This window comes from Citrobacter sp. MGH110 (assembly GCF_001037515.1).
In the GTDB taxonomy this organism is placed as follows: Bacteria; Pseudomonadota; Gammaproteobacteria; order Enterobacterales; family Enterobacteriaceae; genus Citrobacter; species Citrobacter portucalensis.
In genome coordinates, this window is record NZ_KQ089830.1 from 880,328 (window position 1) to 905,403 (window position 25,076).

Genomic DNA, 25,076 nt, shown 5'->3' on the forward strand with positions numbered 1-25,076 from the left:
CAGAAATTTTTTCTTTGCGATTTCACGTTAGCGAGGCGTCGAAAAATGGCATGGCCGCAAAATTTTATGCTGGATAAAAATAACGCACAGCAGGAGATGCCAAAGCGGAGAGTCCCCAGCTATCACCGCTATATGTGAGGTAAGTCACCATAAAAAAGCCATATGTTGAATAATATTTTCAACTGAGTTATCAAGATGTAATTAGATGATTGTTCTTTTACTGTTAACGGAGTGGCTATGCGAGTTGTCATACTGGGAAGTGGTGTCGTTGGCGTGACCAGCGCCTGGTACTTAAGTCAGGCTGGACACGATGTCACCGTCATTGATCGTGAGCCCGGTCCGGCACTGGAAACCAGTGCGGCGAACGCGGGGCAAATCTCTCCAGGTTATGCAGCACCATGGGCGGCACCAGGCGTACCGCTAAAAGCAATTAAGTGGATGTTTCAGCGCCACGCTCCGCTGGCCGTCCGTCTTGACGGAACCCAGTTCCAGTTGAAATGGATGTGGCAGATGCTGCGCAACTGCGACACCAGCCACTACATGGAAAATAAAGGACGCATGGTGCGACTGGCGGAATACAGCCGTGATTGCCTGAAAGCGCTGCGCGCCTCTACCGGTATCGAGTACGAAGGGCGCCAGGGCGGAACCCTGCAACTTTTCCGTACCGCTCAACAGTATGAGAACGCTACCCGCGACATCGCCGTGCTAGAAGATGCGGGCGTACCATATCAACTGCTGGAAGCAAACCGTCTGGCGGAAGTCGAACCCGCACTGGCAGAAGTGGCCCATAAACTGACCGGTGGTTTGCGTTTACCGAATGATGAAACCGGCGACTGCCAGCTGTTTACCCAGCGTCTGGCGCAGATGGCGGAGCAGGCAGGCGTTAAGTTTCGCTTTAATACCCCGGTCGATAAGCTGCTGAGCGATGGTGAGCAGATTTATGGCGTCCAGTGCGGCGAAGAGATAGTTAAAGCCGATGCCTATGTGATGGCGTTTGGTTCGTACTCCACGGCAATGCTGAAAGGGATCGTTGATATCCCGGTCTATCCGCTCAAAGGCTATTCGTTGACCATTCCGGTGGCGCAAGACGACGGTGCGCCGGTTTCTACTATCCTTGATGAAACCTACAAAATCGCTATTACCCGCTTTGACAATCGTATTCGCGTTGGCGGCATGGCGGAGATTGTCGGCTTTAATACAGAATTGCTACAACCTCGTCGTGAAACGCTGGAAATGGTCGTACGCGATCTCTTCCCGCGCGGCGGTCATGTGGAGCAGGCAACCTTCTGGACCGGACTGCGTCCGATGACGCCGGACGGAACGCCTGTGGTGGGGCGCACCCGCTTTAAGAATCTGCTGCTCAATACCGGCCACGGCACGCTGGGTTGGACCATGGCCTGCGGCTCCGGTCAGCTACTGAGCGATATCCTTTCTGGCCGCACGCCAGCCATACCTTATGACGATCTGAGCGTGGCGCGTTACAGTCCGGGGTTTACCCCCTCTCGTCCACGGCATTTACATGGCGCACATAACTGATAAGGACGTGAGATGACCCGCCCGATACTGGCCAGCATTGACCTGCAGGCGTTGAAACAAAATCTGACCATTACCCGCCAGGCCGCGCCGGACGCCCGCGTCTGGTCGGTGGTGAAAGCCAATGCGTATGGACACGGTATTGAACGCGTCTGGAATGCGCTGGGCACAACCGATGGTTTTGCCATGCTCAATCTTGAAGAGGCGATAACCCTACGCGAGCGCGGATGGAAAGGCCCGATACTCATGCTGGAGGGTTTTTTCCACGCCGAAGACCTGACGGTATATGACAATTATCGACTCACCACCTGTGTACACAGTAACTGGCAGCTAAAAGCATTGCAGAATGCACGCCTGAAGGCGCCGCTCGATGTTTACCTGAAGGTGAACAGTGGTATGAACCGCCTTGGTTTTTTACCGGAAAGAGTTCCCACGGTCTGGCAACAGCTGCGGGCGATGCCCAATGTCGGTGAAATGACGCTGATGTCCCATTTTGCCGATGCAGAGCACCCGGAAGGTATACAGGAGGCTATGACACGTATTGCGCAGGCAACTGAAGGGCTGGAGTGCAGACGATCGCTGTCGAATTCGGCAGCCACGCTGTGGCACCCTGAAGCGCATTATGACTGGGTTCGTCCGGGCATTATTTTGTATGGTGCGTCGCCTTCAGGACAATGGCGGGACATCGCTAACACCGGCCTGAAGCCAGTGATGACGCTGAGCAGTGAGATCATCGGCATACAGACGCTGAAAGCTGGCGATCGGGTGGGCTACGGTGGACGCTACACTGCCAGCGGCGAGCAGCGCATTGGCATTGTAGCGACCGGCTATGCAGACGGTTATCCACGCCATGCGCCAAGTGGTACTCCGGTGCTGGTGGACGGTGTACGTACCGGGACGGTGGGGACAGTCTCAATGGATATGTTGGCGGTAGATCTGACACCATGCCCGCAGGCAGGGATCGGGACGCCGGTAGAGCTGTGGGGCAAAGAGATTAAAATTGACGATGTGGCCACCGCCGCAGGTACGGTAGGCTACGAGTTAATGTGTTCTCTGGCGCTGCGCGTGCCAGTTGTGACGGTGTAACTTTATATAGCATTGCCTGATGCTGCTGCGTTTATCAGGCCTCCAGAGTCAGTGCATTTTGTAGGCCGGGTAAGGCGCAGCCGCCACCCGGCAAAACATCCGCTTTACTCATCCTCATCTTCAGCAACGCGAACACCGACCTTCAGCACCGCATTATCTTCCTTCTCGGCTACGGTCCAGATCATGCCAGCGAATTCCACCTGGTCACCGACGACCGGCGCGGCACCAAGCAGATGCTGGACAATTTCACCCAACGTTTGCTGCTTATCACGATACTCGGTGCCATCTTCCAGGCCATAAATCAGCGCCACATCGGCATATTTTGCGCTGGCTTCAAGAATAAAATCACCGAAGAAGCGCTGGTCTAACGACACAGGTGGCGACTGGCTGAACAGCTTGCCAAGAGCCGGGAGATCGCGCTCGCGGCCAATAACACACAATACATCGCCTTCGCGCAGACGTGTGCTGCCGGAGGGGTGAAACAGCACGTTGTCACGAAACAGGGCGGCTATTCGCGTTTCTTCCGGCATATGCAGGTCGCGCAATGCGGCTCCTACGCACCACTTATCGGCGCTGAGCTGATAAACAAACTGCTCCCACGGGTTATCCGGATGAATATCCAGGCCAATGCGCGACACGGGCCAGCCAACAGGAGGGACCACCACTTTGGCTTTTTTAGCGGCCCATGAAAGAGAGGTTCCCTGGAACAGCAACGAGATCAGTACCACGAAGAAGGCGACGTTAAAGAACAGGCGTGCATTCTCCAGACCCGCCATCATTGGGAAGACGGCGAGGATGATGGGTACCGCACCGCGCAGACCCACCCAACTGATGAAAATGCGTTCGCGCAGATTGAAGCCGCGAAACGGCAGCAGTCCGGCGAAAACCGAAAGTGGGCGGGCAATGAAAATCATCCACGCAGACAAAATCAGCGCAGGAACCACGATAGGTAGCAGGTCGGACGGCGTAACCAGCAGTCCGAGCACCAGGAACATGGCGATTTGCGCCAGCCAGGCCAGACCGTCGAAGTTTTGCAGAATGCCAAACCGGTTGCGAATAGGGCGATTACCCAGCAAGAAACCACACAGATAAACTGCCAGAATACCGCTGCCTTCCAGCGCAGTGGTCAGGGCAAAAATCAGGATCCCACCGCTTAACGCCAATAGCGGATACAGTCCGGCAGGCAGAGAAATGCGGTTAATCATCTGCTGAAGCATATATCCACCGCCCAGACCGATAACGATGCCTAAGCCAAACTGCTGGATAATGTGCACCGCGAACATCCAGCTTAAACCGGTTTCGTGGTTTTGGATCATGGCGATGAGCGTGATGGTCAAAAACACGGCCATCGGGTCATTACTGCCGGATTCAATTTCCAGCGTAGAGCCAACGCGTTCGTTAAGCCCCTTACCGCCAAGCAGGGAAAAGACCGCCGCGGCGTCGGTTGAACCAACAATCGCGCCAATCAGGAGTCCTTCAATAAGATCCAGATGAAACAGCCACGCGGCCATCATGCCGGTGAGTCCGGAAGTAATCAGCACACCGACCGTCGCCAACGATAGCGCCGGGCCTAACGCAACGCGAAAAGAGCTGGCCTGGGTGCGCATCCCGCCGTCGAGCAGGATAACTGCCAGTGCCAGGTTACTCACCATGTAGGCGAATGGATAGTTATCGAAAGGTATGCCGCCTATACCATCTACGCCCGCTAACATACCGATAGCGAGAAATATCACCAGGATAGGGATACCGAGGCGTGATGAGAATGAACTGAGTAAGATACTGCAGGTGACGAGAACGGAACCCAAAATAAAAAGGCTAATAATTGCTGCGGCATCCAACGTTCGGTTACTCCTGAATTACGCTGTTTCGTATTAATAAACCCTACCATAATAACGACAGAAACAGCGTTTTGCTTAGCCCCATTAGCCGCTTTTTTTACGATTTTAGTACCGGATGCCCACTTAAGGTGAGCTGAGTGCCGTTTTTATCATTTTTCAGCACCGCATTGGCTCCCAAAGGCAGGGTGACAGTGCGTTGTTCATGGCCAAAATCGAGGCCGCAGATCAACGGTACTGACAATCTGGCGCGCAGAAAATCACAAACTGAATCAAGATTGTAACCGGCATCGTAATCATTGGGTGCGCTACCGCTAAAACTGCCGAGAATAATGGCGTTTTGCTGGGCCAGTATTCCGGCGTGGTACAGCTGCAGCAGCATGCGCTCGACACGGAATGGATGCTCGTTAATGTCTTCCAGCACCAAAATGCCGTTTTTGATGGCCGGCATCCACGGTGTACCCATCAGCGAAATGATCATCGCCAGATTTCCGCCCCACAGTGTACCTTCAGTTGCGCACTGCGGACCGTCACCCTGCCATTCGAGGGTAAATTGGGCATTACGCAAAGCCTGCCAGAAATGGTGCTCGGTGAATGCGTTCATTTCTTCGGCGCCGAAGTTCGCCGCCAGCATCGGGCCGCTGAAGCTAATCACATTCCCCTGTGTCAGCAGACCACACTGGATCGCCGTAAAATCGCTGTGTCCGCACAGCAGTAGCGGATCTTGTTGCTGGCGGGCTGCCAGCCCCTGCCAGTCAATATCTTCCAGTAAACGGCTCGCGCCATAGCCGCCGCGTACCGCCATCACAACGGTATCGGGGGTTTTCAGATTAACGAGCGAGTTCACATCAGCAAGCCTTTCTGCCTCTGTCCCCGCAAAACGCTGGCAGCGGCGCGCAATGACCGCTGAATTGTCGACCTGATGACCGGCCTCAATAAGACGCGCAAGCCCACGTAAGGCAGCCTGCTGATTGATACAGTAGCCCGATGGGGCAATTAAGTGAAACCGGGACATGGCATTTCCTTGCTACAACTAAAACCAAATGTATATCATGCCGCGTAGGTATGTCGTTGTCACCTCAGCGACAGGTTCCGGCTATAAGGATAGATGACGTGAAATTGAGATGGTTTGCTTTTTTGGTTGTATTACTTGCGGGCTGTAGTTCAAAACAGGATTACAAAAACCCGCCGTGGAATGCTGAAGTTCCGGTTAAACGCGCAATGCAATGGATGCCGATCAGTGAAAAAGCCGGTGCGGCCTGGGGTGTCAGTCCACAATTGATTACCGCTATTATCGCCATTGAATCAGGCGGAAATCCGAATGCGGTCAGTAAGTCCAATGCGATTGGTCTGATGCAGTTGAAAGCCTCAACTTCAGGACGCGATGTTTATCGCCGCATGGGCTGGAGTGGAGAGCCGTCGACCAGTGAGTTGAAAAACCCCGAGCGCAATATCTCGATGGGGGCCGCATACCTGAGTATTCTCGAAACCGGGCCGCTGGCCGGGATTGAAGATCCGCAGGTGATGCAGTACGCGCTGGTAGTCTCGTACGCCAACGGTGCGGGCGCACTGTTACGCACGTTCTCATCCGACAGGAAAAAAGCGATCAATAAAATCAACGACCTCAGCCCGGATGAATTTATTGAACATGTTGCGGACAATCATCCGGCGCCGCAGGCCCCGCGCTATATCTGGAAGCTTCAACAAGCGCTGGATGTGATGTAATTCAGGTGATGCTAATCGCGCACCTTGTTCGACTTTTCCCGGGCCTCGCGTTCAAGGGAAAAAATAATCCGCTGTAAGTTCCGCTCCACCGCCGGGCCGACGTTGAGAAAACGAAAGCTCAGGCGGGGAGTGGTAATGGTTTCGTTTTTCCCATCGATAACCTTGCGTTCGCTAATGGAAATAAGTTGGGCGTCAACGTGATACACCCCCCATTGCTCCATATTTAGTTCAACCTGCGAGAAGCGCATACCTTCTGCCAACCCCTCTGGTTTTGCCACTTCTAACAGCCCGCCCATGCCGCCGAGAGACAGATCGAATAAGCGAAAATGCAGAATGCTGTTGTCCGGCATTTTTGCCGTGCAGCGATAGGGAGGATGCAGCGGAGCGCCGATGCGGAAATATTCCCGACGCTGCACAAACCACAGAGAAGGCGGCAAGGATGAAATAAAGGCCGGCAGTTGCTGATACTCACCTTTTTTCAGCTGTGGCAGGGTGAATTCTACTTTGGCTCCCTGCGTTTCGGCGATAATTGAGATCTGGCTGGCCCGCTGTACGGCCTGGTTTTCATATTCCTGGCTGCCAAAATCCATGATCAGTTCATCGGGACTGACGGTCAGAATTTTGCTGATGAACTGGCCGCCTGACCAGGAGATACGCAGTGGAACCTGCTGCGACTTCAAGTCCCGAAGTACACCTAACACCGCTAACGGATTTTGCTTCAGGAACTGCTCATTGTAGTTACTCACACCTAATGACTCCTGGATGCCTGGTTTGTCGTTGGGTTATCGGCATTAATCTACGGAACTTAATACAAATGGATGAAATTTTTTACCAAACCCAATGAATTAAGTCTGAGTGATAAAAGCATGTCGCGATGGCTTGCCTATACTTTAAGTGCTGGCGCAGGAATGTCTTGCGCGTGCGTTCACTGGAAAGAGGGCCTGAAAATGGGAATTATTGCCTGGATTATTTTTGGTCTGATTGCGGGGGTTATCGCCAAACTGATTATGCCGGGGCGTGATGGCGGTGGGTTTATCCTGACCTGTATTCTCGGTATTGTCGGTGCTGTGGTCGGTGGATGGTTGGCAACGATGTTTGGTATTGGCGGCGATGTCAGCGGATTTAATCTCCATAGCTTCCTGGTGGCCGTGGTCGGCGCGATTGTTGTGCTGGGTGTCTTCCGGCTTGTACGACGAGATTAATCGAACGGCCCCTGTGGGGGCCGTTTCTCTATGTCGCTAAGTCAGAACTGATACTCAATTCCCGCCCAGTAATTACGGCCTTCTTCGATAAATCCTTCGCTGTACACGTATTGTGTATCGAACAGGTTATTGACTGAAGCGTTGACGCTGAACCCGTGACCGATGGCGTAGTCGGCGCGTAAATGGGTAATGGCGAAACCTGCGGCTTTCTGCGAGCCGTCGCTATTGCTATAGCTCGATGAGCGGGCCTCTTCAGACAGCGTAATGCTCAGCGGATCCCACGGTTTCAGCGTCATCCATGCGGTGAGGGTTTGCGTCGGCAAATCGGTTATTTTGCCGATGTCGCTGCGTTTGACGTCCGCATGAATCAGGCCATAGCTCAGCCCAACATCCAGCATATCAAAGACTTTACCTTTAACGCCTGCATCCAGACCGGTGTAATCCACCCGGCCGCTGTTCTGATTCTGGATGGTATCGGCATCAATATTGTGTGAAAGAATGGCATCGCTGATGCGGTTGTAATAGACGCTGGCTTCGAATCCCCAGTCTTTGCCAAGTGAACCATTCCAGGTCAGATCCACGCTGCGGGCGCGTTCCGGTTTAAGCTGCGGATTGACTAGCGCCACCTGGTTATAGGCCGGTTTCGAGGTGGTGTAGCGCTCTTTCAAAGTCGGGAAACGTGTTCTGTCAGAGTAGGACAGCGCTAATGTGTCTGAATTTTCAAAGTGATATTTGGTCATCATCTGCCAGTTGAAGGCCGACTGATTGTTGTCATCATAGTGGGTGACGCTACCATTTTTTTCGTGCTTCATGCCTTCCAGACTGTCGCGCCAGTCATAGCTTATTCCCGCCACGACATCGACGTTATCCGCCGCTGCCCACTGGTATTCGCTGGCAACGGACCAGGTACGGTCTTCGTAGCGATCGTAAGCCGCATTCGGAGCGCCTTTCTCGCGGTGAACATCATCCTTCCAGTTTACGGCGAAAGAGAGCAGGTCGTTTTCACGCATATCCGCAGCGAGCTGCAGACCAGCGCCATCGCTATAGTCTGAATAATGACTGTAGTTGCCTTTCTTGTTTTTCAGATCGGCAAGTGAGTTGTACATCATCAGCGTATTTTCAAAGGTATCGCGATACAGACGGCTTTTCAGGGTGAAACGATCGCCCAGATGGGTGGTGCCCTGATAGTAATAGCTCTCTTTATCGTACTGTGGCCATTGCCAGTAGCGTGATTTCTGACTGCTTGCTCCAGCGTACGGCGGGTTATCTTTTTCACCGTCCTGATTAATATAGGTCAGCACATATTCGTCATTACCACGTGGGGTAAAGCCCAGCTTCACGATGCCGCGTTTGTCATCGGCGGAGGAGTTAATCATCTTGCCGTTGCTGCCCGCAATAGGGTTGTCCACACCGTGCGGTAAGCCAAGGAAATCCTGCTTCAACTGACTGCCGCTGAGCTGGATGTAGCCGAGATCATTGCTGGCGCCAAATGAAGCGTGCATATCGTGGGCATTGTCTTTGCTACGACTCCAGCCCTGGCGATAGCCAATGCTGCCTTCAATCGGTTTGGTGGGCTTTTGGGTGGTGATATTGATGGCACCGCCCATCTGGTTCGGCCCTTGTAACAGCGACGAGTAGCCTTTGGAGACTTCAACCGAAGCGATATCGGAGGTCAGAAAACGGCCTAAATCGAGGTTGCCATCATAGGGGATGTATACCGGCACGCCGTCAAAATAGACGGGAACCTGACGGCTGTCAAAACCGCGGACTTTCACCTGCTGTTCATTGCGGTTGCCTGACTTTTGCAGCACGACGCCGGGGACAACGCTCAGTGCCTGCGCCACGTTTTGCTTATCCAGTTGCTGCATCGTTTCCTGGCCGAGAACCGTAGTGGTTGCGGCGGAGGCCGGACTTGACCAGACGGTCATGGTTTCGCTTTCCTGCCCAGCAAAAGCACTGTGCGCGAAAGCAAACGACAGGGCTGTGTAAAGACAACTTTTGTTGAAATTCATTATTTTTAGTCCATTTATTAATGTTATATGCCACGTGCGTCCGGGCTCAGGCTAACTTTGATATCCGCGGGCGGAGCGTAGTAAGGCGCGGAAGTGATGAAAAGTCTGATGCCACAGTCGAGATAACTCGCCAGCGAGGCGAGGGTAATGCCGCCAGTCAGCGCCAGCGTGCAATGGGGGGCCAGAGAAGGGGCCTGGCGAACAATTTCTGTTGCTTGCTCAGGGGTAAATTTGTCGAGTTGCAGGACATCGGGCGCGGCGCGTAGCGCGGCTAATGCCTCATCTGGCGTATCTGCCTCAACCACAATCTTTTTTTCTGGCGCATGGCGGCGTAAGCGCGCAATCGCACCTGACCAGTCGTTTGGGTTGGTAAGAAAATGGCGGTGATTAGCAAACAGCAGTACCGTTTCGGCGCATCCTCCGCGATGGATAATGCCTCCCGCGGCGAGTATTGCCTGAGTCGCCAACAAACGCGTGCCGGGAATGGCTTTGCGGGTACAGGCAATCTGCCCATCAGGATAGCGTTGGCGCAGTTGGCTCAACATGCTCTCAAGATAGCCCGAAACCCCGCAGCTCCATTCCAGGACATTTTGTACCGCTTTCCAGCCCTGGTGCAGCGCCGCCGCATTCCCATGTGCGAAAATCAATCGCTGTCCTGCACTTACCTGTTCACCATCGGCCACCATGTCGCTGACGGTCAGCCCTAATGAGGTGAGCATTTGTCTGGCAACGGCGGTGCCACTAACGCATCCGCCCTGGCGATGGTAAAACGCCATAACGCCCGGCTGTGCGCCGATCCCCAACGCGCGGGTAGTCAGATCGCCGCCCTGAATATCTTCCAGCAGCAGCGCGTCGGTTTGCGTCTGCGAAAAGTAGATCATCGCAGCGCCTCCCGCGGCACGCTGTCCCACCAGATAAGCGCCCAGTCACGGCTGGCGGGGGCAATCGTGCGTGGATCCTGCTGTTGATACCAGGTTTCCAGACGCTCGACCTCGTCGGCGCTCAGTTCACCCATACTCCAGCGCACGTTTTCCAGAAAACGCGTCCAGGTGCTGTTGTCCTGCTGGCAGTTGGGTCCGCGGATAAAATCAACATGCGCGTGGATCCCCATCTGATACAGGACATTAAGCGCATAGATATAGTTGGGAAGCTCAATCACTTCGCGGCCCAGTGCACGCTGAATGGTGGGGGAAACGAAAGATGAACTGACGAGATGAGTGGTGTAAACCCGCAGTCGGGCCTGATTATTCAGTTTGGTCATCGCCTGGCGCATATCGGCAACCAGCGTAGAGCGCGAAGCGACGGCGATATCGCACTGGGGTAAATCATCCCAGTGTTCCTCCCAGGCCCGCTGCACCCACTGCACGTGACGGGCGTTCATTTGCGCAGCGCGGCGGGCAGCTACGCTAAGCATGCCCTGGCTGTAATCTACGCCGTAAATTATTGGCATCTTTTTAGCCAACGCCAGCGAAACCGTACCGGGACCGCAGCCCATATCAAACAGCGACTCCGCCCCTTTCAGGTCGATTTTTCCCAACAGCTGTAGCAGATAGCTGTCGGTTAATGAGGCGCAATTCTCTGCCATTTTTTCCGCACGCTTATCCCAGTGCTCCGGTTTTTTCTCGGTTCTGTTCGCCAGCTGTAACTGTTTACGGTAAAGATCGGCAAAATCAATGTCGTCAATGAGCATTCTTATTCCTTAGTTGTGTGAGCCAAAGAGGTGATGGGCGATTTGTGACGGTGTAACGCGATACAGCGCTGCCAGACGATCGGTGGCGAGCTGCTGTTCAGGAAGTCCTTGTGACACTTCGCCATCCGGTTCAACGCGTACCACGCTGTCGGCGATTGCCCGGGCGTGCAACGGATGATGGGTCGACATCAGCAGGGCCATACCCGAGTTTTTCAGCGTCACTAGCGTGTCGAGCAGACGGATTTGATGCCCAAAATCCAGGCTGGAAGCGGGTTCATCCAGCAACAAAAGACGCGGACGCTGCGCCAGCGCGCGGGCAATTAACACCAGTTGCCGCTCTCCGCCGCTCAGCGTGTTCCAGCGTCGGGGCGCCAGGTGAGAGATTCCCAGCATCGTCATCTGCTGGTGCGCATTTTCACGCTCTTTAGCGCCGGGAACCGCAAATGCCGCCAATTGCGGGGCCAGCCCCATCATCACCATGTCCAGCGCAGTGAAGGCAAACGCGCCGTCATGTGCCTGAGGAACCCAGGCAATAGCGGCGGCGCGTTGCCGATCGCTGAGATGATTTATGGCGACGCCATCAAGCAGAATGTCACCGTGAAGCGGCGAAAGAACGCCGAGAATGGTGCGCATCAGGGTGGTTTTTCCACTGCCGTTGGCCCCAATCAGACAACAGATGGAGCCGGGCGAAACCTGAAATGAGACATCGCGTAACACGGGCTGGTGACTGTGGTATCCCAACGACGCATGGCGAACGGTCAGAAGCGTCATGGGCGATTTCCCCGTAGCAAAAGCAGCAAAAAGAACGGTGCGCCAATAAATGCCGTCAGGATCCCCAGCGGGATTTCTGTGCTGCTCAGCGTGCGGGCAAGAGTATCGGTGAGCAGCAGCAAAATGGCGCCGATCCCCATGGAAACCGGCAGCAACTGCTGGTGGTTATTGCCACTGAGGAGTCTGCCGATGTGCGGTACAACCAGCCCAATCCAGCCGATAATGCCCGCGATGGCAACGGTACAGGCGGTGATTAACGTTGCGCAGACGATCAGTCCCAGTCGCAATCGGGAGACGTTGATCCCAAGCGATCGTGCTTCATCATCCGACAGGGTGAGCAGGTTCATGCGCCAGCGCAGCAGCAATAGCGGGACCAGTCCTGCGAAGATCAGCGGTGCCGAGAACCACAGGTCGTGCAGCGTGATCGTCGATAAACCGCCAAGCAGCCAGAAAGTGATAGAGGGGAGTTGGGTATACGGGTCGGCCAGCGTTTTGATGAGTGAAATTCCCGCACCGCATACCGTACCCAGCGCAATCCCGACCAGCACCAGTGTTAACACCGGGTCGTGTCGCTTGACTCGCCGGGTAATCAACCAGACACCGGCGACCACGAATAAACCGCCCATGAACGCATACAGCTGAATGAACAGGATCGGTAAACCTAACAGGATTGCTAAACAGGCACCTAAACCCGCACCCGCCGCCACGCCGAGAATATCCGGCGAGACCAGCGGGTTGCGGAACATGCCCTGATAGGTGGTTCCTGCGCCCGCCAGCGCCGTGCCGAGCAGCAATGCAGCCAGTATGCGTGGCAGGCGGATTTGCCAGAAGACGATTTTGTCCTGCATTGGAACGCCATCTGTACCGGCCACGAGATTCAAAACCTGTTGTGCATCCAGGCGATACGCGCCTGATACCGCGGCGACGCTCGCGCAAAGCACCACCGCAGCAATCATCAGAAAACCGAGGGTTGATGTTTTCATCAGACTGCCACCAACCTTTGATACTGTGCGTCGCTTAGCGTGGTGTGCCAGAACAATTCACTGTAGCGCTGCATATCGGTTTTAAAGCTCGCTTCAACCAGTGGATCAAGCCAGGCGTGCAGGCGGCGTAACCCCAGTAAACGGTTGATGCCAGGAGGTGCATCCAGCCAGCCAAACGGCAGACCGCTGAGAAACAGAATGCGCCGGTCAGCAACCGCTTTGACCCCTTGCCAGACCGGATCTTCTCGTAGGAACTGCGCTGTCACAGCATCCTGCACCAGGATAATATCCGGCTGCCAGCTGAGCAGATTCTCCATTGAGACCTGTGTGAGCCCCTGTCGTCCGGGGATGTGCGCCACATTGTGCAACCCCAATAGTTCTGCAGCTTCGGTATGCAGAGAATCTTGTAAACCAGTCTCCAGTCCTCTGGCACCGCGCGCGGCATAAAAACGCAGATTCGCCGCGGGTGAATGCGAGAAAGCCATTGCATCATCGATAAATCGACGGGCCAGCGCGGCCTGCATTGCGGTTCGCGAGACGACGCCCAATACTTCACCGACTGCGCGCAGCTGTTCTGGGGTATGGCGCAATTCGCCGTTAATCAGCAGCCAGGGAATCTGTGTTTGTGTGCTCACTTGTCTGGCCTGAGAAAGCCAGGTTTCATCGGCATTACCGCAGTCAATAACCAGGTCAGGTTTAAGCGCCAGGAGTGCTTCAAGCGAGAGCGTGCTGGCGCGCCCCGCCAGCCTGCCGAGTTTCGGCAAAGTCCGAATGTTATCGTTAAACGGGATGGCGGTCTGGCGAGAGAAATCAAAGGAGGAAAGCCCCACCAGTTTTTCCGGTGCGACGGCCAGCAGCAGCATGTCAGCAGGCGCGCCCGCGCTGACCACGCGTTGGGTCGTTTCTGGCTTCGGAGAGTCTCCAATGGCCACAGTCAGCGAGGTTTGAGCAAACGCGGGAAGATGGCGTAGCAACAGTGCAGATGCCACGAGTTGGGCAAACATCCGTCTTGTCAGTGGCATTATTGTTATCCTGAAGGTTACAAAATCGCTATATATTTACATATACAGCGAATAAAAACATGTTCAGAATCAATTTCTCACGGATGAAAACCCCGGATACCCCATAAGGGCTAGAGGCCATAGAGACAGCTGGAAGGGGGAAATATAAGAAAGAAAAATCCGCGACGAAGCGCGGATTCAGGAAGTAAAACGGCTCGGGCTATGATGTTATGGCGTCGGTTGAGTCTGTTTTTTAGACTCGACTGGCGCAGTACTTGCCGGGGTAGGTCGTGATGCGGGTACGTTGTCACAGGGCTTTTCTTTGGCGCAAATCAGGTCGAGCATTTTCAGCGTTACGCCGTTGGTCCAGCCGAAACCATCCTGCAACGGATACTCACCGCCGCCACCACCGGTTCCAGTGGTGCTCACGTCATACTTCTCAACCAGCTTTTTCTCGCGATCGTAGGTGTGTTGAACATTGGTGAGGAATCGCCAGGTCACGTCCATGGCGACAGTATCCTGACCGTAATTCTGTAACCCGGATGCTGCGACCCACTGGAGCGGGGCCCAGCCATTGGGGGCATCCCACTGCTGGCCGCTTTTCACCGACGTGGTAGCAAGGCCGCCCGGTTGCAGCAGATGTGCCTGGGTGGCCGTGGCGACTTTACTGGCGCGATCTTTTGCCGCTGCATTGACATACAGCGGGAACAGGGCGGCAGCCGTGAGCTGGTTGCGTACTTTGTGGCTTTTCAGATCGTAGTCGGCATACCAGCCTTCCTTGTCGTTCCACAGGTACTTCTCGATCCCTTTTTGTCGGGCATTAGCGAAGCCATCGTACTGCGCCGCTTTGGCATCATCACCAGCAGCCTTGCTGGCGAGGGCGATCATTTTTTCCATTTTGTACATCAGCGCATTGAGATCGACCGGAACGATGCTGGTGGTGCGCAGAGTGCCCAGCTGATTAGGATTGTCCATCCAGCGGGAACTAAAATCCCAGCCGGACGCGGCAGCTGAACGCAGGTCGCGGTAGATTTCTGTGGCCGGGCGGTTCGGGTTGCTTTTAGCGGTGGCGATATCCTCTACCCACGACTCTGGCCGAGGCGAATCGCGCTCATCCCAGTAGCGGTTCAAAATGGTGCCGTCATTCAGTTTAACTACGCGCTTATTTTGCTGACCGGGCTGGAGTGTTTCGACGCCCTCCATCCAGTAGCTGTACTCTTTGAGCATCTGCGGGAGGTATTTTTTCAGCGCGTCATTTCCGTCGTGCTGCGCCAGCAGTTCAACCATAAAGGCAAAGAACGGCGGTTGCGAACGGCTCAGGTAGTAGGTCCGGTTGCCGTTAGGAATGTGTCCCCAGGAATCAATCTCGTAAGCGAAGTTTGCCACCATGTCCGAGACTTTATCCCAGTGATTGCTCTCGGCAAGCCCCAGCATGGTGAAATAGCTGTCCCAATAATATATTTCGCGAAAACGCCCGCCAGGTACCACATACGGGTCCGGGAGCGGCAGCAGCGAATCCCATTTTTCAGCGTCGGTGGTCGAACGAGTGAGTACCGGCCACAGGCCATCGATATGTTCGCGTAATGATTGCCCGGCCGGGGGCACGTATTTCTCGCCGTCTTTCGGCAAGGTGAAATTCACTTGCACAAAATGGCGTAAGTCGAATCCGGACTGGTTTTTCTGCATCCGATAATCGGCAAGGATCATTAATGGATCGCTGTTTGGCACCGCGTCCGCAAAGGTTTTCTGGTCAGGAAACAGTTTGGCTGTTTGTACATCGTTAAACAGGGGGCCAAGCAGAATATCAGGCGGCGCAGGCGTAGCGGCTGGTGCATCCTCGGCGTTGACAGTAAAAGAGGAAAGGGCAAAAAAGGTGCTTGCGAGCGTCAGTTTTATTGCAACAGAGAGCAGGCCAGGATGGCGAGTTGCTGGCGTTATCATCGGTTAATCTCCTTAGCGGCGTGCCGAAGTAGCGGCATTTACCATGAGAAAACCTTAGTTCAGGAATGACCGTTGCGCGTGATCGGCTCCCCATTTTGCGAATAAACAGACATTTCCCGACGCGAATAGAGAAGATGCACACCCTTTGTTGGAAAGGGTGTGCTTCGGTATCAGTTTGCGCGGGTTATCCGCTGTGTAACACAGTCAATGGTCAGAGTATCGCCCATCTTGATGCTATCGAGAGCCGCGCCTTGCTGACACATCCAGCACAGCCCCATTTCACGAGCGATAATCGCCGGATGCGAGGCTTCGCTGCCGTCCCGCAGGCAGATACCTTTGATGGTCTTCGGATCGAGTTGCAGTACCGTAGACGGATAAATGACATCAGCGACCAGGATAGTGGGGCGCAAGAACGCGGGAATTTGTGCGCTCTCTCCCGTCAAATGTTGCAGTGAACGGGACAGCAAATCTTCAATATCAATGTATCGCGCCTGCAGATAAGGATCATCGAGCTGTAAATACTGCTGGCTGAGATCGCTCAGCACCTGATGCCAGGCCCAGGCGGCGCTGCACTGCTTTTCGCGCATTACATCGCAGGCCATTTCAAACAGTTCAGGATCGTCCAACAGCGTATGGTGACCGGAGAAGATGGCGGCGATATCTGCGGAATATCGTTCTTCAGCAAGTGCAGTGAGTTCGCTCAGATCGTTCAGCGTACTTTGGATGGCGGTCTGTAATCGCTGTTGCTCAGCCTGGAGTGATGCGGCTGGCTGCGGGTTTACCTCGGGCGAGAACGGCGTGTGACAGAATGCTGTCCCCGTGACTTTTGAGGGAGCCTGAGTTGCCTTGTTATCAGCATTAGCGGACTCGAGCGATTCACCAAAATTCTCCGCTGCCAGCTGTTTAAATGCGGCCAGCGCATCCTCTGCCTGTTCGCCTTTGGCAATCAGGCGCAGCGTGTCATTACAGCGTACCTGCAGCAGAGCTATCTGATTCAGGCTATCAGGAACCACACACTTGCCGTTTTTCTCCAGCCACATGTCGGCGTTAAAACCAGACAACGCGGAAACCAGCCGCGAAGCCGGGCGAACGTGGATGCCGTTAGGGTTTTTCACCACAATGGCAACAGAACGGGCATCTGCATCGGGAGACAGTGCAGCAGATGCGGGTTTCGCTGCGGATGGCGAAGGTAAACCCAGTTGCTCACATTTGGCGTCGAGGGCGTTCATGGCATCACGGATGACCCGATCGATATCAGCACCCGCGGCGGCGCTAACCGTCGCGGCCAGTGTGCCTTCAACCAGTGGTGCTGCGCACAAACGCACTTTGGCGGCAATGCCAGGGTCGAGCAGTTCCAGCGCGGTTTCCGCACTCAGTAATGCACTACCGATATCCATCATCACCAGCACGTGGTCCGTATCGGCCACGGACTCGATGGCTTCCATCACCTTGATCGGATCGGTGCCAATCGGATTCTCAGGATCATCAATGCCTGCGGCAATGGCGATTTTGCAATCACCGCCCATTAACATCTGCCGGGCCAGCGCCCCGACGCCTTCGCCCAGTTGGGCGCTGTGAGAAACAATAACCAGGTTTACCATCGCTTTATCCTTACTCTCTGGACGCCTGAGCTAGCATTTGCATCATAAACATGACCGACGTTGCGCCGGGATCCTGATGCCCAATACTGCGCTCACCAAGATAGCTGGCACGGCCTTTGCGTGCCTGCATGGTGATGGTGCTTTGCGCTGCGGCTTCCGCTTGCTGGCTTGCCGCTTCCAGCGCTGCCTGTACGCTTAACTTTTGCTCGCAGGACTGACGTAAAGATTCGACCACTGGCAGCCAGACGTCGCACATGGTTTTGTCGCCAGGTTCAGCCTTACCGCGGCTAATCACACCTTCTGCGCCATCACGCATCATTTGATACAGCTCTTCAAGCGTCAGGCTTTGATGAGCCTGAGTCACCTGAGCGGCGCGAATAAAAAAGGTGCCAAACAGCGGTCCACTGGCCCCGCCGACGCTTGAGAGCAGCACCATACCGGTGTTTTTCAAAATAAAGCCGATGTCTTTGTCTGCGATGGACGGCAGCTTTTCAACGACTTTGCTGAAACCACGATGCATGTTCAGACCGTGGTCGGCATCGCCGATCTCCCGGTCAAGTCCGGTGAGAAAATCACTTTCTGTGGTGAAGATCTCGCCGCATCGATAGAGCCAGTTAACAATTTGCGTTCTGTTGAGGGACATCATGAATCTCCTTATTTACCCCAGTTGAGGGCAGGGGTGTGAACCGGTGCATCCCATAAGCTCAGCGTTTCGTCATCTACCTGTAACAAGGTGATCGAGAAACCGGTCATATCCAGAGAGGTACAGTAAGAACCGATCAGGTTGCGCTCAATGACGATGCCTGCATCCTGACAACGGCTTTCCAGGCGGTTATACACGCCGAAGAGTTCAGACAACGGCGTCGCGCCGAGATTATTGACCAGCGCAATAACGCGATCGCCACTTTGTAACGCACGCTTGCTTTCTTTACCTTCCTGCCACGCGCCCTGGACGTTGTCCCAGTGGCGGAGTGTACGGCTGTAGTTACCGTTTTCCAGCAGGGTATCGAACATTTCATCAACGGTCTGATCTAGAGAGGTGAAGGGGCGACGGTCAATGCCGGGTTCCCCGTGGATACCTACGCCAAACTCCATTTCGTTATCCTGCAGCGTGAACGACGGTTGTCCAGCGGCTGGAACGGTACAGGCGCCAATGGCTATGCCAATGGAGTGGCCCTGGTTATTCAGCTTACGGCCCAACGCCGCACAGGCTTCCAGCGAATCACCGCGTTCGGCGGCCGCGCCGACCAGTTTTTCGATCAATACGGTATTCGCCACACCACGTCGACCGGCGGTATACAAACTGTCTTTCACCGCCACGTCGTCATCCACCACCATGGTGGTGACTTTGACACCGCTTTCATGCAGCAGCTCGGTGGCGGTTTCGAAATTAAGAATGTCGCCGGTGTAATTTTTGATTATCAGCAGCACGCCTTCGCCACCGTCAATTTGCATGGCGCATTCGAACATTTTATCCGGCGTGGGTGAGGTAAAAATCTCACCTGGACAGGCGCCAGAGAGCATGCCCTGACCAATGTAGCCGCAGTGCATAGGTTCGTGTCCGCTGCCGCCACCGGAAAGCAGAGCCACTTTGCCCATCACCGGCGCATCTGCGCGGGTGACATATACAGGATCCTGATGCAGTGCCAGGGAAGGATACGCTTTCGCCAGTCCGGCGAGTTGTTCATTCAGTACGTCTTCAACACGGTTGATCAATTTTTTCATTATTTATGCTCCGCAGACAGTCCTGGATGGCTGCCAAATTCGGGCAGGCATCTGATGTAGGGTATCGGTTAGTTCAACGTCACGGCGACCGCTCGCTGCCGATAAGGTAATTTTGCACACGGGTACGCAAAAGAAAATTGCTGTGAAGGGCGTTTCAATACGGAACGTCATCATTTTATAACGTTCCATATTGAAACGTAGTGGTGCATAAAACAGCGAAAATGAGAGATCGGGCAGTATTTAATGGGGAAAGACTACGTGCAGGATTTTGCTAAAAAAAACCACCTGCCTGGCAGGTGGTTTATGCGAGGGAAAATTATCGGTATTAGCCCGGATAAATTCCGCGATCTTTACGTGCCAGCAGAATGCGTTCGCAGGCAACAATGTAGGCTGCGGTACGCAGGGAGCAGGATTTCTCAGCTGCTTTTTCCCATACGTGCACCATCGCATCAGTCATGATTTTGTCCATGCGATTGTTGATCTCTTCTTCACTCCAGAAGAAGCTTGCCATGTCCTGGACCCATTCGAAGTAGCTGACGGTTACGCCGCCTGCGTTACATACGACGTCAGGTACCACGATGATACCGCGGCTTGCCAGCATATCATCGGCATCCGGGTAAGTTGGGCCGTTAGCGCCCTCAAGTACCAGTTTGCAGGTCAGCATTTCTGCACGCTGACGGGTAATCTGTCCTTCCAGCGCGGCAGGGATAAGGATATCCATCTCCACGCTCCAGAAGGCCTCGCTGGCGATGGTTTCAGCGCCTGGGAAACCGGCAATCTGTTTGTGCTCTAACTGCCAGGCAGACAGCGCGGTCATGTCGATACCCGTGGAGTTAAACAGCGTTGCGGTGTGATCCTGAATAGCGACGACACGCGCACCCGCTGCGGCGAACAGGCGGGCGGCTTCGCTGCCGACGTTACCGAAACCTTGTACCGCCACGCGAGCGCCTTCAACTTCAATGTTCGCACGACGCGCGACTTCCAGACCGCTGACGAAAACGCCGCGACCGGTGGCTTTATCACGGCCTAACGAGCCGCCGAGGTGAATAGGTTTACCGGTGACCACACTGGTCACGGTGGTGCCGTGGTTCATGGAGTAGGTATCCATCATCCAGGCCATGACTTTTCCGTTAGTACCTACATCCGGCGCAGGAATGTCTTTCTGCGGCCCAATGATAATGCCGATTTCGCTGGTATAACGGCGGGTTAAACGCTCCAGTTCACCTTCAGAAAGTGAGAACGGATCGACGCGCACACCGCCTTTGGCTCCGCCGTACGGCAGGTTCAACGCTGCGCATTTGATGGTCATCCATGCAGACAGGGCCATCACTTCATTAAGATCAACATCAGGATGATAACGCACACCGCCTTTGCCCGGACCGCGGGAGAGGTTATGTTGCACGCGATACCCTTCAAAATGACGGATAGTGCCGTCATCCATCTGCACCGGGATATCGACAATCAGCGCGCGTTTTGGGTGGCGCAGGGTATCCACCCAATGGGAAAGTTCGCCCAGGTAAGGGGCCACACGCTCGATTTGTTGCAGGTAGGTATTCCAGGCAGATGTGCTGCTATCTGAAGCGTAAGATAACTTATCCATGATAAACCTTAGTTATAAAAGTAATATGTTCTTAATTTGGCCGTGGTATACAGTGAATCTCACCATATAAACCTAAATTTAACATTTTTTTCATAGAACAGCCTGCCTGGCTAACACGGATTATCTGTATGAGTAGTGTGGGTTTTGGCTTGGTTGTGAATAGTTATTCTTTATTTTGGCTGTCATCGCGGTTGTTTTGCGGTTTATGTAGTTTAATATGCATAACTTGTAAAAATCGCAATTTGTCAGATTTATGACGCACCTCTAAAAGTAAATAATATGATAATAAAATGTGTTTGCTTTATTGCTGTTAAGCTGGGCGTCAGTAGGTCACGGCGATGGTGACAGTATCGGCATAGTTGTCTGGCGTGTAGTTCGCGCTGGGAACGGTGGCGTAAACCGGGTAGGTAGTCGTTGTCCCCGTGCCGTTGCCCGCAACGGTATTAAGCGCAGTATTGCCCCAGATCGTACCGGAAGGACCTGGCGTCGAACTAAGCTGGTAGGGGACTTTATCCGTATTTGACCCCGTGCCTGCCATCACGCCGCTGCCTGCCGTATTGCCGTTGGAGGGTTGAAGTCCGATGGTGTAAGGGGTGTTATTAGAGCATGCTACGCCAACGGTGTTTGACGCCGTGAGATTACGACCCGTTCCGCTGGTGGGGGCAAAGCTGATGTTAGTCGCGGAGGTGATATTACACTGTTTGCTGACAGCAGCTGTGACGGTGAAAGGAAACCTGGCGGCAACGGTATCACCACAGGTGGTTGGCGGGAAAAGCAATCCGGGATTGAGGGTGACAAGGGCTGTTGCCGTCGTATAGCTATCCTGATAATTTCCGGGGACGGCTGCCGTTTGTGGCGTGACGATCTGCGCCGATACCGTGAGTGAACCCGTCACTGGCGTCAGATTCAGCAGGTTAAGCTGTACCATGGGAAAAGTGGTTCCTGACTGATACTGGCTGCCCCAGACTTTGGTGCGCCCGCTATCCTGGTAAAGCTGGTATGCCAGCGTTCTGGCGGGGTTTCCGCTTAACGACATATTTCGGGTTGTCACCTGGCCACTGACGGCCGAGGCGCCAATATTAAAACAGAGATTGATCCCTGCCAGCACGTCACCAAGCTCTTTGGTGCAAGTGTAACTGAACGTCATTGATGACGTTGCGCCTGTCGCAGACAGTGGATTGACCGAACCTAAATTTATGGGTTGCACATTGCTCACCGAACAGGTTACCGCATGGCTAATTGCCGGACAAAAAAGTACGGCAGCGATGAGTAGCAGATGTCTTAACCTCATGAGCGCACTCCTGTTAGTGTGGGCGACAAACCAGTGGACCTATTTGCACAATCCCCTTTGCTGACGCGGGATAGTCAAATTGCACGCGACAACTACCGATGTCCGTATCAACGCGCAGCGTGTTGTGCTGCTCCAGGGTGTCGAACCATGTCATTCCATCAAAGCCAACGACAGACGATTGTCCTTTTCCGTTGATGGCGTAAGCCATGCTGCCTTCAGGAATTGGCTTACCCTGATTATCGACGAGGATAATCTGCGCAGCGCGGACGGGTGTGATGCCAAAGCTAACCAAAGTACCGGAACGATCGGCTGGCGTGGCATTCGTCTCAACGCGTGCGATCCGCATATTGGCAGGGAGATCCATCGGGTCAATACTGATCAGGTTTTTTTGATAACTGTTCAACGGGGTGACCAACAGTAGTCCCTGGTCATCGCTGCGGCCAATCAGGTTATTTTGCAATTTGACCGGAACATCAGGCACGCCGTCAGTTGAGACGACGGCAAAACCATTATTGATTTCTCTTGCTGCAAACAGGCCGCCTCCCATGGTCACCAGCGATCCGGTTGCGCCTGCATAACCGTAATGGTTATCCGGTAAACGGCTGAATCCCGCGTACGCTTTACCATAACGTCCCAGATATCCCACTTCGCCCTGGCCACTTTGCCGGGAAGCCTGCTGACTGGCAGCCAGATTCCAGCCCCAGCCGCCGTCGGCAGGGGGCGTCAGGCTGGCGTTGAGCTGGTAACCGGTTTCGTCGTTGGTACGTTGTAGGGTGCTGCTGGCGCTCAGATTGTTGTCGGTCGTGATGGTTACCATCAGATAGAGGCTACGATCGCGGTTGTCGTCAATGTTCTGGTTGAATCCGGCATTCAGTGAGATGTTGTCGGTGAGTGATTTAAACCAGCTGGCATTGGCGTAGCGCACCGCATTTTCGTGTGGATATCGAAACTGCAAATAGCTCAGGCTGACATTTCCAGCTGCTTCCAGCGAATAACCAATAACCGTGTTGCTGTTAAGCGTGGGGGGCGGCTCACCGTAATGGGTGGCGACATCGCGATAATCGCCGGAAGTTGCCGTGGTACTGGTACTGAAATTAAACCGTTCGCCGGACCAACGGTAACCAAAACTGTACAAAAACCCGTTCTTTCCTGAGTCGGTACTTGCGGCAAGTGAGGTCGAAAACGTGCCGCTGCGGGTTCCTGGGATCCAGTCGTTACTGAAGCCCGCGTTAATCAGTCCATCGCTGGTTTCCGCGTGAGTCCCGGCGGTGAACGTATTGCTAAACCCGCGACGCCACGTAGCGCTCAATACCGGTGCGCTGGCATAATCAAAAGAGGAGTAACCATAATTTTCGCGTACCGTGCCTAATTCTGCCGACCAGGCGGTTAATCCTTCCCGCAGGAGTTGCTGATCGTTGTAGAACGAGAAATTTTGTACGCTCGTTCTGCCCAATGCATCTGTCATCATCACCTGACCCGTTCCCGCGCCGCTGATGTTAGGCATTGTGTTGATCTGAAAGCTACCTGCGGGGACTTCTCCGTTGTAGTACCTGACGCCGTCGACGTACAGCTCAACGTTTGACGGTAACGTCGCGGATCCCAGATATGCTGGAAGCGGGGTGGTTGGCATATAGGGCTGTAACCCAAAATCGGTGCCTATCTGAATGCCGCCGATTCGCGTCGGTCGAGACCAGATGAGTGAACTTGTCAGGGTATCGCCAACGGTTAACGCCAACATCGAATCAGGAAATGACGTACGCCAGCTGGTGTCGAGGCGCTCAACGCTGTTATCGGCATATTCCTCGGTAGAGTACTGCGTCAACTGAGTGGTGCTGAGCACGCCGGTCGCATTGAAGGCGCGAATTTCGCTGAAGGTATTGATTGCGCTTTCATCCCCCTGTTGCGTATAGATATCATAATTGAGCAGCGCCCCGCGTGATGTTGTTGCCGTTGGCGCGGTTTCGGTGGGCGAGTTAAGCTGCGTGGTCGCAAGATCGAGTGAACTGAGCGGCGCAGTAAGCGAGAGCGTTTGCAACTGAACGTTGTAGTCAATGGTTAGCTGGGGGATATCGTTCAGGCAGACGGCGTTAGTGGCGTCTGGAGCAAAGCGAAAGCCCATTTTACGCAGAGTATCTGCTCCTGCATAAAGCTTTCCATTATCGTAGCCAAAATGTACCAGCCCAACGGGATTCCCATTTAAGGTGACGTCGAGATACAAATCGACTCCCGTAATCTGCGAGGCGCTATTAATAACATTATTTTCGTTCTGGTTATTATTCAGCGTTTGTGCGCAAACCATTCCCGATATTAATACTCCATTGAGAAAGCAATATTTCACCAGAAGCCAGGATCTGTTACAGATCTTGTACTGTTTTTTGGCCATTGATTGTGACTTCAACTTTCCCGCCGTAATGATTATTCCTGGCTGACGGGGAAACTATCCAGCGCATTGTTGATCCGGGTAAAACGTAGCCTAATAGTCCGGGTGTAATGACTTTTTTAGTACCGTCAGGGCTTATAAATGTTGCAGCAGATAACTGTGCATGCCCATTTCCCTGATTACTGACTTCAATAAATTTTTTGCCATCCAGCTGCTGTAATTTCCATTGCAGTTTTGCCTGCGTTTGTGCCGCTGATGTTGGTTGAATGAAAACGGGAACAGAATAATGCAGCACAAACTGAAGCTTGTTTTTTTCTACTTTTGCAGGCGGTAACTCATCTATCGACAAACGATAAGCGTCTTCGGCATGTGCCGAGGGAGGGCTTGTACGAATAACGCGTATCAGCTGTCGTTCTCCAGGGGCCAATGCCAACATCGGCGGGCTAATCACCAGCCCCTGAGAGGGGGAGAGTTTGTCGTCATAAGCGCTTTGACTCCAGCGAAAAACCCGAACCTGGGCATTGAGCACATTTTCACCCGCGTTACTCAGCCAGATACCATCGGCATTTTGCGTCGCTTGCAACGTTAACGTGACCGGGGCTATTTGCAGTCCGCTGGCGGTGGCAAGATTGATGCTCGCAACCATCCCTAGCAGGCATGCGCAGGCACACTGCTTTACAGGCAGTTTTACTCTCATATG

The 25,076-nt window shown here is 53.9% G+C and carries 21 protein-coding genes; 4 read left to right on the forward strand and 17 right to left on the reverse strand.

Annotated features, from left to right (window positions below; all coding sequences use genetic code 11):
• Window positions 1-237 precede the first annotated feature (237 nt).
• The gene (locus SK38_RS04275) at window positions 238-1,536 is read left to right on the forward strand and encodes a D-amino acid dehydrogenase (RefSeq protein WP_003833553.1); all 1,299 of its coding nucleotides are present in this window, start codon (window positions 238-240) and stop codon (window positions 1,534-1,536) included.
• 12 nt (window positions 1,537-1,548) lie between these two features.
• The gene (gene dadX / locus SK38_RS04280) at window positions 1,549-2,619 is read left to right on the forward strand and encodes a catabolic alanine racemase DadX (RefSeq protein ID WP_048235226.1); all 1,071 of its coding nucleotides are present in this window, start codon (window positions 1,549-1,551) and stop codon (window positions 2,617-2,619) included.
• A 104-nt stretch (window positions 2,620-2,723) separates the two neighbouring features.
• Here the strand turns inward: dadX and SK38_RS04285 are convergent, their stop codons facing one another.
• Window positions 2,724-4,457 (reverse strand): potassium/proton antiporter, encoded by a 1,734-nt coding sequence (locus SK38_RS04285; protein ID WP_008785011.1) that lies wholly within the window; start codon window positions 4,455-4,457, stop codon window positions 2,724-2,726.
• A gap of 97 nt (window positions 4,458-4,554) precedes the next feature.
• Window positions 4,555-5,469 carry a muramoyltetrapeptide carboxypeptidase gene (gene ldcA / locus SK38_RS04290; protein ID WP_048235227.1) on the reverse strand — a complete coding sequence of 305 codons (915 nt, stop codon included), beginning with the start codon at window positions 5,467-5,469 and terminating at the stop codon, window positions 4,555-4,557.
• A gap of 98 nt (window positions 5,470-5,567) precedes the next feature.
• On the opposite strand from ldcA, the gene emtA reads away from it, so the two are divergent.
• The gene (gene emtA, locus SK38_RS04295; protein ID WP_016153365.1) at window positions 5,568-6,179 is read left to right on the forward strand and encodes a membrane-bound lytic murein transglycosylase EmtA; all 612 of its coding nucleotides are present in this window, start codon (window positions 5,568-5,570) and stop codon (window positions 6,177-6,179) included.
• Between the two features lie 11 nt (window positions 6,180-6,190).
• Here emtA and ycgR read toward each other — a convergent pair whose 3' ends face one another.
• The gene (gene ycgR / locus SK38_RS04300; RefSeq protein WP_048235228.1) at window positions 6,191-6,925 is read right to left on the reverse strand and encodes a flagellar brake protein YcgR; all 735 of its coding nucleotides are present in this window, start codon (window positions 6,923-6,925) and stop codon (window positions 6,191-6,193) included.
• A 201-nt stretch (window positions 6,926-7,126) separates the two neighbouring features.
• Between ycgR and SK38_RS04305 the strand changes: the two genes are divergently transcribed.
• The gene (locus tag SK38_RS04305; protein WP_048212573.1) at window positions 7,127-7,381 is read left to right on the forward strand and encodes a GlsB/YeaQ/YmgE family stress response membrane protein; all 255 of its coding nucleotides are present in this window, start codon (window positions 7,127-7,129) and stop codon (window positions 7,379-7,381) included.
• Window positions 7,382-7,422: 41 nt separating this feature from the next.
• Here SK38_RS04305 and SK38_RS04310 read toward each other — a convergent pair whose 3' ends face one another.
• The 14 genes from SK38_RS04310 to SK38_RS04375 all read right to left on the reverse strand — a co-directional run bounded on the left by SK38_RS04310 (window position 7,423) and on the right by SK38_RS04375 (window position 25,073).
• On the reverse strand, window positions 7,423-9,393 hold the full coding sequence (locus SK38_RS04310) for a TonB-dependent receptor plug domain-containing protein (protein WP_048235229.1): 1,971 nt from the start codon (window positions 9,391-9,393) through the stop codon (window positions 7,423-7,425).
• Between the two features lie 23 nt (window positions 9,394-9,416).
• Window positions 9,417-10,274, reverse strand: a complete 858-nt coding sequence (modD, locus tag SK38_RS04315; RefSeq protein WP_048235230.1) for a ModD protein — start codon at window positions 10,272-10,274, stop codon at window positions 9,417-9,419.
• Window positions 10,271-11,083, reverse strand: coding sequence for a class I SAM-dependent methyltransferase (locus SK38_RS04320; RefSeq protein ID WP_032943738.1), 813 nt, complete (start codon window positions 11,081-11,083; stop codon window positions 10,271-10,273). The genes modD and SK38_RS04320 overlap by 4 nt, the downstream gene beginning before the upstream one ends.
• 9 nt (window positions 11,084-11,092) lie before the next feature.
• Window positions 11,093-11,854, reverse strand: a complete 762-nt coding sequence (locus SK38_RS04325; protein ID WP_048235231.1) for an ABC transporter ATP-binding protein — start codon at window positions 11,852-11,854, stop codon at window positions 11,093-11,095.
• Window positions 11,851-12,810 carry a FecCD family ABC transporter permease gene (locus SK38_RS04330; RefSeq protein WP_442854879.1) on the reverse strand — a complete coding sequence of 320 codons (960 nt, stop codon included), beginning with the start codon at window positions 12,808-12,810 and terminating at the stop codon, window positions 11,851-11,853. Before SK38_RS04330 ends, SK38_RS04325 begins: the two co-directional genes overlap by 4 nt.
• A 26-nt stretch (window positions 12,811-12,836) precedes the next feature.
• Entirely contained in the window at window positions 12,837-13,859 is a 1,023-nt protein-coding gene (locus SK38_RS04335; protein WP_048235233.1) for an ABC transporter substrate-binding protein, read from the reverse strand.
• Window positions 13,860-14,066: 207 nt separating this feature from the next.
• Window positions 14,067-15,779 carry an alpha,alpha-trehalase gene (locus tag SK38_RS04340; RefSeq protein ID WP_048235234.1) on the reverse strand — a complete coding sequence of 571 codons (1,713 nt, stop codon included), beginning with the start codon at window positions 15,777-15,779 and terminating at the stop codon, window positions 14,067-14,069.
• 170 nt (window positions 15,780-15,949) lie between these two features.
• The gene (dhaM, locus tag SK38_RS04345; RefSeq protein ID WP_048235235.1) at window positions 15,950-17,380 is read right to left on the reverse strand and encodes a dihydroxyacetone kinase phosphoryl donor subunit DhaM; all 1,431 of its coding nucleotides are present in this window, start codon (window positions 17,378-17,380) and stop codon (window positions 15,950-15,952) included.
• A gap of 10 nt (window positions 17,381-17,390) precedes the next feature.
• Window positions 17,391-18,023, reverse strand: coding sequence for a dihydroxyacetone kinase subunit DhaL (dhaL, locus tag SK38_RS04350; RefSeq protein WP_020996617.1), 633 nt, complete (start codon window positions 18,021-18,023; stop codon window positions 17,391-17,393).
• A gap of 11 nt (window positions 18,024-18,034) precedes the next feature.
• Window positions 18,035-19,105: a dihydroxyacetone kinase subunit DhaK gene (dhaK, locus tag SK38_RS04355; protein WP_003833521.1), complete on the reverse strand. Its 1,071-nt coding sequence runs from the start codon at window positions 19,103-19,105 to the stop codon at window positions 18,035-18,037.
• A gap of 325 nt (window positions 19,106-19,430) precedes the next feature.
• On the reverse strand, window positions 19,431-20,705 hold the full coding sequence (locus tag SK38_RS04360; protein WP_020996616.1) for a Glu/Leu/Phe/Val family dehydrogenase: 1,275 nt from the start codon (window positions 20,703-20,705) through the stop codon (window positions 19,431-19,433).
• 322 nt (window positions 20,706-21,027) lie between these two features.
• Window positions 21,028-21,996 carry a Csu type fimbrial protein gene (locus SK38_RS04365; protein WP_048235236.1) on the reverse strand — a complete coding sequence of 323 codons (969 nt, stop codon included), beginning with the start codon at window positions 21,994-21,996 and terminating at the stop codon, window positions 21,028-21,030.
• 13 nt (window positions 21,997-22,009) lie between these two features.
• Window positions 22,010-24,295 (reverse strand): fimbria/pilus outer membrane usher protein, encoded by a 2,286-nt coding sequence (locus tag SK38_RS04370; protein WP_048235237.1) that lies wholly within the window; start codon window positions 24,293-24,295, stop codon window positions 22,010-22,012.
• Between the two features lie 55 nt (window positions 24,296-24,350).
• On the reverse strand, window positions 24,351-25,073 hold the full coding sequence (locus SK38_RS04375) for a fimbrial biogenesis chaperone (RefSeq protein ID WP_048235238.1): 723 nt from the start codon (window positions 25,071-25,073) through the stop codon (window positions 24,351-24,353).
• Window positions 25,074-25,076 lie beyond the last annotated feature (3 nt).